The organism is Streptomyces altiplanensis (assembly GCF_053591575.1).
Genome location: NZ_JBSFUB010000037.1, coordinates 32,689 through 46,972, shown reverse-complemented (window position 1 = coordinate 46,972; position 14,284 = coordinate 32,689). Strand labels below are relative to the sequence as shown.

13 protein-coding genes are annotated in these 14,284 nt (G+C 71.1%); 2 read left to right on the top strand and 11 right to left on the bottom strand.

Going from position 1 to position 14,284, the window contains the following annotated elements; translation table 11 throughout:
* Positions 1-43 precede the first annotated feature (43 nt).
* From ACWD0Y_RS18215 to ACWD0Y_RS18195, 5 genes are all read right to left on the bottom strand, one after another.
* A complete protein-coding gene (locus tag ACWD0Y_RS18215; protein WP_450261353.1) occupies positions 44-1,180 on the bottom strand; it encodes a DegT/DnrJ/EryC1/StrS family aminotransferase in 1,137 nt (378 codons plus the stop codon).
* A gap of 234 nt (positions 1,181-1,414) precedes the next feature.
* Entirely contained in the window at positions 1,415-2,092 is a 678-nt protein-coding gene (locus ACWD0Y_RS18210; RefSeq protein WP_450261352.1) for an antibiotic biosynthesis monooxygenase, read from the bottom strand.
* A gap of 47 nt (positions 2,093-2,139) precedes the next feature.
* Entirely contained in the window at positions 2,140-3,420 is a 1,281-nt protein-coding gene (locus ACWD0Y_RS18205) for a nucleotide disphospho-sugar-binding domain-containing protein (RefSeq protein ID WP_450261351.1), read from the bottom strand.
* An 82-nt stretch (positions 3,421-3,502) separates the two neighbouring features.
* Positions 3,503-5,125 (bottom strand): MFS transporter, encoded by a 1,623-nt coding sequence (locus tag ACWD0Y_RS18200; RefSeq protein WP_450261350.1) that lies wholly within the window; start codon positions 5,123-5,125, stop codon positions 3,503-3,505.
* A gap of 113 nt (positions 5,126-5,238) precedes the next feature.
* Positions 5,239-6,735: an FAD-dependent monooxygenase gene (locus ACWD0Y_RS18195; RefSeq protein WP_450261349.1), complete on the bottom strand. Its 1,497-nt coding sequence runs from the start codon at positions 6,733-6,735 to the stop codon at positions 5,239-5,241.
* Positions 6,736-7,130: 395 nt separating this feature from the next.
* Here ACWD0Y_RS18195 and ACWD0Y_RS18190 point away from each other — a divergent pair, with 395 nt between their 5' ends.
* The gene (locus ACWD0Y_RS18190) at positions 7,131-7,604 is read left to right on the top strand and encodes an antibiotic biosynthesis monooxygenase (RefSeq protein WP_450261348.1); all 474 of its coding nucleotides are present in this window, start codon (positions 7,131-7,133) and stop codon (positions 7,602-7,604) included.
* Positions 7,605-7,721: 117 nt separating this feature from the next.
* Here ACWD0Y_RS18190 and ACWD0Y_RS18185 read toward each other — a convergent pair whose 3' ends face one another.
* The 6 genes from ACWD0Y_RS18185 to ACWD0Y_RS18160 all read right to left on the bottom strand — a co-directional run bounded on the left by ACWD0Y_RS18185 (position 7,722) and on the right by ACWD0Y_RS18160 (position 13,005).
* Positions 7,722-8,600, bottom strand: coding sequence for an SCO6745 family protein (locus ACWD0Y_RS18185; RefSeq protein ID WP_450261347.1), 879 nt, complete (start codon positions 8,598-8,600; stop codon positions 7,722-7,724).
* 117 nt (positions 8,601-8,717) lie between these two features.
* A complete protein-coding gene (locus ACWD0Y_RS18180) occupies positions 8,718-9,227 on the bottom strand; it encodes a nuclear transport factor 2 family protein (protein ID WP_450261346.1) in 510 nt (169 codons plus the stop codon).
* 74 nt (positions 9,228-9,301) lie between these two features.
* On the bottom strand, positions 9,302-9,529 hold the full coding sequence (locus tag ACWD0Y_RS18175) for an acyl-CoA carboxylase subunit epsilon (RefSeq protein ID WP_450261345.1): 228 nt from the start codon (positions 9,527-9,529) through the stop codon (positions 9,302-9,304).
* A gap of 222 nt (positions 9,530-9,751) precedes the next feature.
* Positions 9,752-10,714, bottom strand: a complete 963-nt coding sequence (locus ACWD0Y_RS18170) for an ACP S-malonyltransferase (protein WP_450261344.1) — start codon at positions 10,712-10,714, stop codon at positions 9,752-9,754.
* Between the two features lie 304 nt (positions 10,715-11,018).
* Complete coding sequence (locus ACWD0Y_RS18165; RefSeq protein WP_450261343.1) at positions 11,019-11,159, bottom strand: hypothetical protein; 141 nt, start codon at positions 11,157-11,159, stop codon at positions 11,019-11,021.
* Between the two features lie 1,060 nt (positions 11,160-12,219).
* Positions 12,220-13,005 carry a response regulator transcription factor gene (locus ACWD0Y_RS18160; protein WP_450261342.1) on the bottom strand — a complete coding sequence of 262 codons (786 nt, stop codon included), beginning with the start codon at positions 13,003-13,005 and terminating at the stop codon, positions 12,220-12,222.
* 375 nt (positions 13,006-13,380) lie between these two features.
* Here ACWD0Y_RS18160 and ACWD0Y_RS18155 point away from each other — a divergent pair, with 375 nt between their 5' ends.
* Positions 13,381-14,055, top strand: coding sequence for a ScbR family autoregulator-binding transcription factor (locus ACWD0Y_RS18155; RefSeq protein WP_450261341.1), 675 nt, complete (start codon positions 13,381-13,383; stop codon positions 14,053-14,055).
* The last annotated feature ends 229 nt before the right edge of the window (positions 14,056-14,284 follow it).

The window sequence follows — 14,284 nt, the reverse complement described above, 5'->3', positions numbered from 1 at the left end:
CGGGACCTCGGGGGCCGGGCGGGGCCGGCCCGGGAGACACGGCCTAGCACCGCGCCTCGACCGCCTTCCGCAGGGCCGTGGCCACGGCGACGACGTCCGAGTCGGACAGGCCGGGGTGCAGCGGCAGGCAGAGGGTCTCGCCGGAGGCCCGGTCGGATCGTGGCAGTTCCAGATCCGTCGCCCCGTAGGCGGCCACCTTGTGCAGCGGCGCGTAGCGGAACGTCGTGTAGATGTCGGCGGCGTACAGGTCGGAGGCGACCTGGTCCCGGATGTCCGGACTCATCTGGACCCAGTAGAAGTAGTAGCTCGACTCGTGTCCCCGGGGCAGGGGCGGCGGGGTCCGCACGCCTTCCAGCGACGCCAGCTCCTGGTCGTAGAGCTCGACGATCTCCCTGCGCCGGGCGACGAGTCCGGGCAGCCGGCGAAGCTGCACCGACCCGATCGCGGCCGTCAGGTCGTTGCCGACCACACGCCGTCCGACCTCCGGGACGTCGAGCTCCCACCAGCGGTGCGAGACCTTGGCGTACCCGAAACCACTGGGCTGGGAGAGCCCGTGGTAGGCGAGCCGGCGTGCGCGGGCCGCTCGCACCGGGTCCTTGGCGTAGAGCATGCCGCCGTCACCGGTCACCATGACCTTCATGGCGTCGAAGCTCCACATGGCGAGGTCGCCGAAGGTGCCGACGGCCTGCCCGTCGACGCGGGACGCGGGTGAGCACGCGGCGTCCTCGACGAGCGGGATGCCGCGCTCGGCGCAGAGGCCGGCGATGCGTACGACGTCGCCGGGGCAGCCGCCGTAGTGGAGGACGATCACGGCCTTGGTGCGCGGCGAGATCACCCGTTCGATGTCGGCCGCGGTGGGGTTGAGCGTACGGGCGTCGACGTCGCAGAAGACCGGGCGGGCGCCCGTCGCGACGATGGCGTTGGCCGCCGCCACGAAGCTGAGCGACGGCAGGATCACCTCGTCGCCCTCGGTCAGATCGAGCGTCTCCAGCGCGAGGAAGAGACCGGCCGTGCCCGAGTTGATGAACACGACCTGCTCGGGGGAGCAGCCGATGTGTTCCGCGAAAGCGGCCTCGAACGCCTTGGTGCGCGGGCCGTGGCCGAGCCATTTGCTCTCGAACACCTCGGCCACGGCCGCGAGTTCCTCTTGGCCCACCTGCGGCTGGAAGAGATCGATCATGTCTGTCTCCTGGAGGTCGGGGCGACTGGCAGGGCGGGACGGACAGCTTCCGGACGCGTGTCCGGGTACGGACGGCCGGTTCCGGGCAGCATGCGGTGCCCGTCGGCCCGAGCGGTGCGGAAACGGTTCTGTGCGGCTGCGGGCGGACGGTCGTGCGCGCGTGCGGGGGGTGTGCTCCCGGGGCGGGTCCGTACGGGGGAATACCGGACCCGCCCCGGGAGGTCGGGGGGAGTGTCAGCCCGCGGCCGGCGGCACGGTGACGACGCTGCCGTGCAGTACGTAGCGCCTTCCGCCGATACCGCGGACTCCCGGCATGTCCTGGGTGATCCGGGTCGTCACCTGGGCCGACGGGCTGTCGAGGAAGACCTCGTGCGCCGAGTCCTCGGTGAACTCCGCGAAGTTCAGCACCCGGCCGCCGTCGAGGCTGTAGTGGAAGTGCGTGGCGATCAGACCGGGGGTGGCCGTCGTCAGCGGACCGTCGAGCAGCGCGTCGATGATGCCCCGCTGCGGGGCCCGGCCGTCGGTGTCGAACGCCGGCGCCACGAAGCGGGTGGGGACGCTGCCCGGCTCGTAGACCCTGCTGCGGTAGCGCTGGAACGGCGTGGGGGAGCAGCGCTCGATGTCCGCGCCGTCCTGGCCCAGTCCCCGCAGTGGCGCGGGCGGTTCCTGGGCTCCGGACGCCCGGTAGGCGGACAGTCCGGTCCACTGCTCGTAGGTCCACACGTTCTCGCCGTCGGTGCTGACGTAGCAGTTCTGCGAGAGCAGGCCCTCGGGCCGCGGTGCCGCGGCCCATTCGGCCACGATGGCGTCCGCCACCTTCTGCTGCAGTTCCGGTGAGCCCACATAGAGGGGGCCGACCAGCGCCAGCCCGGCGTCCTGGCGGTCGACGCCGGGAAGAGTGGCGGTGCCCATGGTTTTCTCCTTCGTGCGTGTGACAGGTGCGTGACTGCGGGACCGGGTCAGCGGCCCTGGTGGCGCCGGGTGCGCTGCTCCAGCTCCGGGATGATGTCCACCGGGCTGGGGATCTCCCACATCTCCTGCCGAAGAGCGGTGGTCGCCTCCTGGAACGAGGGCTCCCGGAGGATCCGCAGCAGACCCTCGCGCATGGCCTCGATCGTGGGCTTCTCGTCCTCGATGACCAGCCCGGCGCCGCGGGAGGCCGTGTAACGGGCGAAGTCGACGTACTCGGAGCCGCTCTTGGGCACCATCAGCTGCGGCGCCCCGTGGACGACGGCGGCCGCCCACGTGCCGGAACCGCCGAGGTGGATGATTGCCGAGCAGCTCGGCAGCAGCAGGTTCAGCGGTACGTAGTCCGTGGTGCGGACGTTGTCGGGAATGGACTCGACGCCGGCGAGCTGGGCCTCGTTGAGCGTGGCCACGAGCTCGATCGGCAGATCGGCGACCATGTCGAACACGTCCGTGATGGAGATGCCGTTCTCGGCGAACAGCTCGCGCCCGCTGGTGCCCAGGGTGAGGCACACCCTCGGGTTCTCGGGGGTGCCGTGCAGCCAGTCGGGCACCACGGTGGCGCCGTTGAAGGGCACGGGGCGCACCGCGACGTAGTCCAGGTCGAGCGGCAGCCGCATGCGGCTCGGCCAGGGATCGATGCTCCACTGACCGGTGATCAGGTCCTCGCCGAACTCGACGCCGAAGCGGTCGAGGAGCGGACGCATCATCGCCGCCATCAGGTCCGGCCGGCCGTCGTCGGCGGAGGCGCGGCCCTCGGAGTACAGGGAACGGAGCCAGCCGAAACGGTCGAGCCCCCACAGCAGGCGCGCGTGGGCGGCGCCGCAGGCCCGGGCCGCGATCGGGGACGGGAAGAACAGCGGGTCCCAGATGACCAGGTCCGGCTCCCAGTCCTGGGCGAAGCGGACCATCTCGTCGGTGATGCCGACGGCGCCGGGCGCATCCGGATCGGCCGGGTAGTACATGGCGTACGTGGCCACCAGGTAATTGCGGATCATGGGCCAGAGGTTGCTGTCCTCCGGGTCCACGCCCGTCGTACGGGCGATGTCCTCCAGGGCCTGGTGGCCGAAGGTGTCCTGGACGGCGGCGACCAGGTCGATCCCCTCACCGAGGGGAACGGCCGACAGGCCGGCCGCGGTGATCGACGCGACGGTCTCGGGGTGGTTGTGCGTGACCACACGGACGTCGTGCCCCGCGCTCTGCAGGGCGGACGCCATCGGCGCCATGATCAGCAGGTGTGAGGTGACCGGTAGGACGGTGAACATGACGCGCATAAGGGTGCTCCTTCGGTTTCCTGGGGTGTCGGGGAGGTGCGGTCCTGCGCGGCCGGTCGCCGGGCGGCAGGCCGTTGCCCGGTCACCGGTCCACCGGACTGTCGGCGGCGGGCACCGGAACATCGGTGGCGGGCGCCGGACCGTCGGTGGCGGGCTCCGGAGCCGACGCGGCCTCGGGGCCTTCCGCGGTCTGCCGGCCGACGCCCCGGAGCAGGACCGCCACCGCGACGGCGAGGGCGACGACGAGGGCGCAGCAGACGAGGGCGACGACGTGCAGGCTGCTCACGAAGGCTCCGCGGGAGGCTTCCAGAAGACCGTCGCCGATACGCGCGGGCAGGTCTCCCACCACCGCCACGGCGCCGCCCAGCGAGCCCTGGGCGGCCTCGGCCGCCGCGTCGGGGACCCCGCTGAGGCTGCTGTCGCCGATACGGGAGCTGTAGACGGCGCTGCCGATGCTGCCGAGCAGGGCGAGACCCAGCGCACCGCCGAGTTCGTTGCCCGTCTCCGTCACGGCGGACGCCGCTCCGGCCTGCTCGGGCGGCGCGGCTCCGACCGCCATGTCGGTGCCGAGTACGCCCATGACGGCCAGGCCCACGAACATCACCACCGTGCCGGTCACCAGTACGGCCAGACCGGAGCCGTCGACCTGGGTGACGAGGGCGAAACCGACCGCCGCCACGAGGAGTCCGGCGGCCATCACGTAGGCGGGACGGACGTGCCGCACGAGGCTGGGGGTCAGCAGCGCCGCGGGGATGCCCGCGATGGTCATCGGCAGCGTCCACAGGCCGGCTTCCAGCGGGGAGAGCCCCACGACCAGCTGGAGGTACTGCGCGGCGTAGAAGCTGAGGCCCATCATGACGCCGGTGTTCACGGTCAGCGCCACCAGCGCGACGCTGAACCGGGCGTTGTCGAACAGGCGCAGGTCGAGCAGGGGGTCACGGGACGAACGCTGCCTGCGTACGAAGGCCCAGCCGACCAGGGCGCCGACGACCACCAGACCCACGGCGGCCGGCCCGACACCGTGCTCGGCGGCCTGCTTGACGCCGTAGACCACCGAGAGCACCGCCACCAGCGACAGCACCGCGCTGGTGATGTCCAGCGGTCCCGTCGCCTCCGTACTGCGGTACTCGGGGAGCAGCTTGGGGCCGAGGACCAGCAGAAGGAGCATCACCGGCACGCCCATGAGGAAGACCGCACCCCACCAGAAGGCGTCCAGCAGCACACCGCCGACCAGCGGGCCCAGGGTTCCGCCGACCATGAAGCTGGTCATCCACACGCCGATGGCGCGGGAACGCTCGACGTCGTCGTGGAACATGTTGCGGATGAGCGCCATGGTCGACGGCATCAGCGTCGCACCGGCGACACCCAGGATTCCGCGCGTCACGATCAGCATCTCGGCACTGGTGGAGAAGGCCGCCAGTACCGACGCCACGCCGAAGGCCGCGGCACCGGCCAGCAGCAGACGGCGACGGCCGATGCGGTCTCCCAGCGTTCCGGCCGTGACGAGCCAGCCGGCGATCATGAATCCGTAGATGTCGACGATCCAGAGCAGCTGTGTGCTGGTCGGACTGAGGTCCTCGCTCAGGTCCGGCACAGCGAGGTGCAGCACCGTCAGGTCCATCGAGACGAGCAGGGTCGGCAGGGCGAGCATGGCCAGCCCGATCCACTCCCGCTTGCCCGCCTTGGGCGGGGCTTGCACTTCCATGGCGAAGTCTTCCTCTCTCACACGCGGATGGCGGCCCGGTGAAGGTCGCCGCCAGGCACGCTAGAACCTCAACTCCTGTTGAGGTCAAGTTCTTGGGCTGGTGAGCAGGGCTCTTATGAGCCGTTCCTGGGGGTGCCGAACCAGCCGTTCAGCGCGGTGGTGAGCTCGCCCGCGCCCGGCCCCGTCCACACCACGTGGCCGTCGGGGCGCAGCAGTACGGCCGCGGTGCCGGCGAAGGGGTCGTAGGGCGGCAGGTCGTGGGGAGTGGCGGTGACGACGTCGACGCGGTCGCTCCAGCCCGCGGCGGTCCGGCGCAGCGCGGCGTCGTCCGCGAGGTCGATGAGTACGCCCCGGGCCCCGTGGAGCAGCTGGGCGACGGTCGTCTTGCCGGGCCGGCCGGCACCGGTCGTGTCCCGCGTGGTGATCAGCTCGATGTCGGGCATGCGCAGGCCGAGCGCCGGATGGTCGCCCGGGCCGACGTCGTACCGGATGTCCAGACCGCTGGCCTTGCCGATGAGGTGGCGGTTGACCTCGTCGAACCGTATGAGATCCGTCATCACGTCACGCAGCGGCTGCATTTCCCGGCCGCCGAAGAACAGCAGTCCCTGGGCGCGGGTCTGGGTCAGCAACTGCTGCCCCACGGGGAACCGTTCGCTGTGGTAGCTGTCCAGCAGCCCTTCCGGCGCCCAGCCGTTGACCACCGCTCCCAGCTTCCAGCCGAGGTTCACCGAGTCCTGGATGCTGACGTTCATTCCCTGCCCGCCCGCGGGCAGGTGGACATGGGCGGCGTCCCCGGCGAGCAGCACACGTCCGCGCCGGTAGGCGGTCACCAGCCGGGCGGCGTCGGTGAAGGAACTGGTCCAGCGAGGGGTGCCGTGGCTGATGTCCTCGCCCGTCAGGCGCAGCCAGGCGGCCGCGACCTCGTCGAAGGAGACCGGTTCCGTACGCCGGCCCGGCACGCCGTACTCGCAGACCACGACCCGGCTCACGTCCGGTCCCAGGGGGGCGGAGAGAACGATCCCGGCCTCGGTGCGGTCACCGGTGAAACGGGGGCGGAGGTCGCAGCCGCTCACATCGGCCAGCAGGAGTTCGACCGTGGCGTCGGTTCCGGGGAAGTCGAAACCGGCCAGTCTGCGTACGGTGCTGCGCCCGCCGTCGCAGCCCACGAGGTAGGACGTGCGCAGTCGCTCGGTCCCGCCGGGGCCGCGGATCTCCACCTCGACGCCGTCGCCGTCGTCGGTGAGACCGATGAGTTCGTGGCCCCGCCGTACGGTCACGCCGAGGTCGGCGGCCCACGCGCCCAGCACCGACTCGGTGTAGTTCTGCGGCACGCCCGACACACTGGCGTGGATCCCGTCGTCCGGGGTGAAGTCCAGCGGCAGGCTGCCGAAGTGGCCGGCGATGGAAGTGGTCACGCCGCCGAACCGGTGCATCAGGCCGCGCTGGCGGAGTACTTCCATGGTCCGTGCGGTGAACCCCATGCCCCGGGATTCCGCGGTCGGCTCGGCGAGCCTGTCCAGCACGAGAACCTCGACTCCGGCGAGCCGCAGTTCTCCGGCGAGCATGAGGCCCGCCGGACCCGCACCAGCCACGACGACCGAGACGTCCATAGTTCTCCTTCGAGAGCAACCGTGCTGTTGACATCATGTTTCTCGAATTCCGTCGCGGACTCAACGGATTCCACTACAGATGAATGTCAAGCAGTCCAAAATCTTCGAAAAGGGAGCCGAAGTGCAATCCGTCGGGCGGCGAGTTCGGGGCATAAAGATAATCACCGCAGCGAACATCACAAGACCAGGAGGAGACCATGGATGTCAGTACGGTGCCCCTGCCCAGGATGGACCGGGGTGGTGAAGAGGTGGTGCTCATCAGTCGCCGCTTCGTCGGCGGAAAAGAACGTCAGAAAGCGGCGGTAAATGCCGTCTCCGCCTACTGGAGAGATCTTCCCCTGCCGTCCGATTTTCGTTCCATGAATTGCTTCGAAAGCGTGGACGGAGAAAATGTCATGACGGTCGTGCAGTGGCGCGGGGAGGATTCCTGGGACCGGTTCTTCCGCTCCCGCCGGCCGTTCATGCTCCCCGGCGTCGAGACGGCGGACGACGCCCGCCGGCTCAGGCCTGAGCTGTACCGCCGCTACCGCGGCCAGGTGGCCGAGGAGGAGGGCGAGGCGGTCTGTGTCGTGGTCCCCACCTTCGACGTGGACGGCCCCGAAAGGCAGCGGCGGGCCGTCGACACACTGCTCGACGGCCCGCTGAACGCACGTTTTCCCGGGCTCAGGGCCATGCACTTCCTGCTCAGCGGCGACGGCAGCCGGGTGCTGAACTACGCGGAGTGGACCAGCCAGACGGCCCACGAGGAGTTCCTGCGCAGCGAGATGTCCCGTGACGCCTTCGAGGCCCTGCACTCCCTCGCGGGGGTACGGGGCCTCGCCGGCAAGCGGTACCTCCTGCACGAACGGCACACCGGGCCGGTCGGCTGACGCACTGACCCGGTCCGGCCGGCGTACTGACCCGGTCCGGCCGACGCGCCGACCCGGTCCGCCCGGCGCGGGGCGGGGAGCCGGCGGCGGCACGTGCCCCCCGCCGGCCCGCCGCTGTCAGCGCTCGGCCGGCGTGAAGAACGCCGCGAGCGGCTCGGGGATGGCCCCGGCCCCGATGGCCGCCCTGACCAGCTCCTCGACGAGCGAGGTGAGTTCCGCGACGCCGTCCTGGCCGAGGTGCAGGTACGGCGCCGCGTCGGCGCGGTCCGTCTCCTCCTCCAAGTCGGCCCGCAGCTCCCGTCCCTGCCGGGTCAGCGAACCGTCGGCGGCCATCACGCCACGTTCACGCAGCCGTTCCTCGGCGGCACTCCAGTCCTCCTCGGTCCAGCCCCGCTTGGTCATCACGATCTCGCGGGGCATCCCCTCCTCGCTCGCGCAGTGCGACACCAGGGACTCCAGGCCGTCCAGGCCCCTCGCCCGCAGCACCGCGACATGGCTGTCCCCGCGGTGCTCGCGCAGCAGAGTCGCCCCGTACCACAGGGCGAGATGAGGCGCCGGGGGGACGGGCAGATCGGCATGGGCCGCGTACATCGGGCGCCCGGGACGCTGCGCACCCCCGACGGCGCGGAGCACCAGCCGGGCCGCCTCCTCCACCGGCCGGGAGCGAAGTACGTCCGGGCCCAGCGCCCGGCGCAGGGTGGAGTCGGCGGCGGCCAGACGCGCGTCCCACACCTCCCACGGTGACACCAGGTCCCAGACCGCCGGGACATGACGGGCCACCAGCTCGTAACGGAAGCCGTAGAAGGCGGCGGTGACCACCCCGGGGCCGACCCGGCCGAGCGCCGCGGCACGGCCGGCGATGTAGCAGGCCATCGGGTCCCCCACTCCGCGGCCGGCCAGTTCCTTGTCGAGGTCGGGGCTGAAGTACAGAAGGGAGTGGAAGGTGTTGAGCGCGCTCTGGCAGTGCCGTGCGGCGTGTCCGGGGGACGGTGACATCGGTGGCTCCTCAAAGGGTGCGGGATGGGTGGGCCGGCGGGTGGGTGACGGACGGACCGTGTGGGGACGGCGGCTCCGGCGGGGCGGGGCGGGGCGGGGCGGGGCGGCGCGGGCAGGTCAATCGAGGCCGGCCGGTCCTGTTCCCGCCGTCCATACGACGTGGAACGACCAGCTCGCGAAGCGCCAGCCGTCCGCCGTCCGCACCGCCCGGCCCGCGTAGTAGCCGCCCACCTGGAACAGCGGGCCCGGATCCCGCGCCGCCCTCTCCCGCGTCTCCGCCCGGTGCACGTGCGTGGCGATCATCTGGAAACGCACGTCGGCCCGGTCGCCGTCCAGGGCGATCGCATGGTTGGAGCTGAGGTGGTGCGTCGCGCTGAACTTCTGTTTGGCCGCGTCGTGAAACGCGGCGAGGCCGGCCAGACCGTGGCGCTCCCCGATCGGGAACGCGAGCCGGCAGTCGTCCGTGAAGACCGACCGGGGCCAGTCGGAAGCGGTTCCGGGCTCGTCCTGGGTGTCGAGGAGAAGGGTGTAGCGGTCGATCAGTTCCGATATCGCCGCCCGGTCGAAGAACTCGTCGAGCCCCTGCCGGGACTCCGTCCCGCCGGTCTTCGTGCCACTCGGTCCCATCGCCGTCCTCCAGGTGGTGTACGTCCGCCGCCGGCGCGGCGGACGGCCGCTGACGGGGGAGTCCGCGTACGGCGTCACGGCGCGACGCTCCGCCGGCCGCTCACGGCGCGCGCTCCGCGCACGCGCTCGGGGCGGTCCCACCGGGCCGGCGCCGTACGCGGACCCCCGGGCACGCCGGGCACCGCCGGTGAGCGGGCGAGGAGTACGGCCGGCGCCGCGGCCGGTCCCACGCGGTCCGGTCCGTCCTTCACCACTTGCACCACTTGGCGGATCTGCTCCATGGAATGTTCGTCGCTACTCATCGCCATCCTGTTCGTCGGAGGAGCGGAGGTACTCCGCCCCCGGTGCCGGGCGTGGTGTCACTGCGGCGGAGGACGACGTTCGCCGCCCCTTCCGCGGCAGCGGGGACCGGGCCGCTGCGCGCGGAGTCCTTGATCCGGTGGAGCTCCTCGGTCCGGGACCGGATCGTTCCCTGTGCTGCGGACATGGGCTTCCGTCCTCCGTCGGGTCGATGGGCCGAGGTGTCAGGCGCCGGCGTACGCGGGGGCGAACGAACTGATGGTGGAAGCCAGTTGACGGGCGCTTCCGGTCGAATGCACACGGGCGGCGGGCAGCGCGCGGCGGATGAGGCCGCCGAGCAGGCAGCCCGGGCCGACCTCCACGAAGCGGTCCGCACCCGTGGCGGCCAGCGCCTCGACGGCGTCGCTCCAGCGCACCGAGCGGGTGAGCTCGCCGCGCAGAGCCGCGGCCGCCTCGGCGCCGGACGTCAGCCACTGTCCCGTCGCGCCGGACATCAGCGGACGGTCCGGGTCGTGGAACTCGGCCGTCGCCAGTGCGTCGGCGTACTCCTCCTCGATGTCCCGCAGCAGGCTGGAGTGGAAGGCACCGCCCGGCGTCAGCCGGAGGACCCGCGCGGCCCCCGCCCGCCGGGCGGCACGCGTCACGTGCTCCACGGCCGCGTCCTCGCCGGACACGACGTTCCCGCCCGGACCGTAGTGGCCCGTGACCTCCACGACGCGGGCGGTGGCCGCCGCGGCCGCGGCGCACAGCCGCTGGACCCGGAACCGGTCGAGGCCCAGGACGGCGGCGGTGGAACCGGGTACGCGGTCGTCGACGGACGCCACCAGCTCACCGCGCAGCCGCACGAGCCGCAGCGCCTCGGTCCACTCCAGGACACCCGCCGCGGTGAGCGCCGTGAAGTGGCCCAGGCTGTGACCCGCCACCGCGCGGGGCTCCACGCCGTACGAGCGCAGCACCTCCAGGGTCATCAGGCTGGTCAGGAAGACCGCCGGCTGGGCGATCGGCGGATCGTCGAGGTCCCGGGCCGGACCGCGCAGGCACAGCTGCGACAGGGGGAGCCCCAGCACGGCGTCGGCGACGGACTGGTAGCGGCCGGCCAGTTCGGGGTGCAGGGCGAGCAGTTCCGCGCTCATTCCGGGGCGCTGTGCTCCCTGGCCGGGGAAGACGAAGACGGCGGTGCGGTTCATGACGGTCACGTCCTTTGTGTCGGTCGGGGGTGGGAACGGTCTTGCGTCCGGTCGCCCTCACCGTCCCGGGCCCGTAGCCGCTCCCCGGCCGGCGACCGGCGCACGCGGACGACTGCGGAGCCGAACCGCGTCCAGCGGCGGCGGCGTGGGCGACGGGGCACGGAACGTCCAGTACCGCCCAGCCGTACGGGTGCCGAGCTCCGTGCGTCGCACCGCGTCCCGGACACGGTTTTGGACGAGCCGCACGGCCCGCGGCTCACCGGCAGGTTCGAAGGCAGGCAACCCGGCCGTCCGCTCCACGGCTTCAGGGGTGCCGCAGGCCGGGCTGCCGCTGCGCGTGATGCCCGGCGCGACGCTGTTGACCGTGGTCCCCCCGGGGGCCCAGGTGCTTCGCGCAGCGCAGGGCGACCCGCTTGTCCTGCTCCGGCATGTCCTTCTTCGCCATGGACAGGCGGTGTTCCGGGAGGCGACGAGGCCCTCGTCGGGATACCGGTTCGAAGGTGCACCCGGACGACGGCTCCACGGGGGCGGTGGACGGGATCAGGCCCTCGCGCATGGTCAGGAGGGCACTGGCCACATCCACCGGAGCGGCCCCGGAGCAGAGTCTGCCGATCATGGTGCTGGGCGCGGTGCCGCGCCCCGGGCCGCTGTCCGTCCTTCGCTCAGCAGACGCCAGGAGTTCTTGACGCCCGTACCGCCCGGCGCCGGCACCCCTCCCGCGAGTCGCGGTTCACCGGCCGGCGCCATGCCGGCCGGCCCCGCACCCGCGACCACCACTGCAGCGTCCATATACCTCTCCTCGGCCATCGCACGGTTTCCTTCGCAAGGGGCGGATCGTCGGCGTACCTGTGGTCGTGCCTGCGGATGTCCCCGGCTCTGGAAGAGCGGCGAAGACCGGTGATCAGCCTCTTCCGCGGGAAGGCGGTCTTCAAGGGAGCCCGATGCAGATGACCGTGACGTTTGGTCATGTACGCGCATCTGTTGAACGGCCGGGCGAGAGAAAGGTCAGAGGAACGTCAAATCAGCTCGGAGGGCTCGGAGGGCTCGGAGGGCCCAGATACGAGTGATGCGGCCGCCGGCGGGGCTGAACGCCGCCACGCCCACGGTGACGCCGGCGTGCTGGGCGAACACGTCGGCCCAGGACCAGGTGCGTGCGATCCGCAGCCGGCGGCGAGCGGGGCGCGGGTGTGGCCGCAGCGCGGGCGGGCCGGCGTGAACAGAGCCTGCCGTCCGTGCCGTCCGGCCGGGAGACGCCGCCGGAGCGTCCCGAACTCACGCTGTCTTACGACGAGTTGGCTGAGCAGATCGGTCGAGGAGGGGTGGGGAAGCGCGCGAAGCTCCTGGGAGACGCGGTGATCTCGGTCGGGAATCCGTCCCCCAGGAGTTTCGCGCGCTTCATGCAGCCCACTGCCGGCCATGACCCACCGCAGTCGGCCTGGAAAGGACGTCATGCGCCGGCGCCGGGCTGCGCGGCGGAAACGGCCGGAAAGCCGGAAGGGGAGTGTCTACGGCTGCCCCAGCCGAAATCCGACTCCCCGGACCGTAATGATCCAGTCGTTGCAGCCGAGTTTGTTGCGGAGGCTGCTGACATGTGTGTCGATGGTCCGTCCCGGGCGCGACCAGGAATCTTCCCACACCAGGGTCATCAACTGTCTGCGCGATACCACGGTGCCCGGATGCGAGGCCAGGAGGTGGAGCAGACCGAATTCCTTGCGGGTCAATTCCATCTGCCGGCCTTGTACGGCGACCTCCCGGGTGTCCGCGTCGATACGGAGCTGGCCGTGGGTGATCACGCGTTGAAGCGGCTGCCGCGGCCGGACCCGGCGCATCACCGCTTCGATACGGGCCATGAGTTCGCGGAAGCCGTAGGGCTTGACCAGGTAGTCGTCCGCTCCCGCCTGGAGCCCCAGCACCCTGTCGAGCTCGCTGTCGCGGGCCGTTACGGCGATGAGTGGCGTCGCCCCGGCACTGCGGATGCTGCGGCAGACCTCCAGGCCGTCCAGGTCCGGCAGATCGAGGTCGAGGAGCAGCAGGTCGGCACTTCGGTAGGCTCGCAGGGCCTCGGCTCCGGTGCCGACGCTGCCGGCCGAGTGCCCGTGGCGGCGCAGCCCCTGGATGAGGGAGTCGGCGGAGGAGACGTCGCTCTCGACGACCAGGACTTTCAGTGCGTCGGTCCGTGCGGTTCCCGGCGGCGGGGGCCGCATGTCGTGCTGCCGCTGGACCGGGTGCCGGTCGGCGTGGTGGTCTCGCGGTATGTGCGGTTCCAGAAGGTCCGTGGTCTGCCGCTTCATCTGGTGCTCCCCTGCACGCTTGAAGGATGGGAACTCACGAGTGGACCGGTCTTCCCCAATTTATAAACCGGAGAGCTGGTTTGTCAAAAACTTTCGATGCACGTCAGCTTTCTGATCACTGTGTGTTTCTTTTTACCGCATAGCAGGATAAAGCTGTCGCAAATTCCCCGGGAGCAGGGTCGTTTCGGCCGCAGGGGGCGCCGGTGATTCACCGGTGATAAAGGACTTGACTCTCCGGCTGGAAAGAAAACCAGCGTGCTGGTTTGATACGTGTATGGAGTCTTCCCGAACCCTTCCAGTGGTCCTGCGCCCCTCGCCCCGCACCGCAGCGGAACGTCCCGTTGCCGCGGCCGAGTCGAGAGACGGGAGCCGCGGGTGACCAGACAGGAAAGGTCCGAGCGCACCCGGAACGCCCTGATTCACTCTGCGGCCGGCCTCTTCGACCGGCACGGTTACGTCCAGGCCTGCCTGAGTGAGATCAGCGCGGGAGCGGGGGTGAGCTCCGGCGCTCTGCACTTCCACTTCAGGAACAAGGCGGCACTGGCCGACGCGGTGGAGTGGAGCGCCTCCCGGTGCCTGCACCGAGCCGCGCGGCGGGTGCACCACGAGGAGGGTGACGCGCTCCAGGTGCTCACGGACATCTCGCACGTCTTCGCCGTGCTGCTCCGCGAGGACGTGGTCGTCCGCGCCGGGGTCCGGCTCAACCGCGAGACGGACAGGGTCTCCGGCATGGATCTGCACAAGGAATGGCAGCACTGCGTGCAGCGTCTGCTGACGCGGGCAGTGGACGAGGGAACCTTCCGGCCGGAGATGCCGCTGAGCTGTCTCGCCTCGATCGTGGTGGCGGCCAGTACGGGCTTCGAAGTCCTCGGCAGAACCAACAAGGTGTGGCTGTCCCGTTCCTCGGTCACCACGTTCTGGCAGTTCATGCTGCCGAGGATGGCCGCCGAACACACCCTGCCCGCCGTGAACCCCGCGGGCAGGGACGACGCTGTCCACTTCTCGCTCATGGCCCCGGCGTGCGGAGCGGGCTCACCGTCCTCCCTCTGAACGGACGCCGCCGGACCGGCCCCTTCCGCCGGGCGCCGTCGTCCGTCCGCTCCATGACGGGTACCCACTCGAAACCCTGCGAGGGGACGCGGAGTTCCCGCACCTGACTGCGACACGGCGATTTCACCCGGCGGGGCGCCGGTGCCCGGTCCGGCGCCGTACGTTCAGGAGACGGCACCCCGAAGCCCGGGAGGCGGACGGCGGGCCGGTCGCGCAGGCGGCCGCGCGG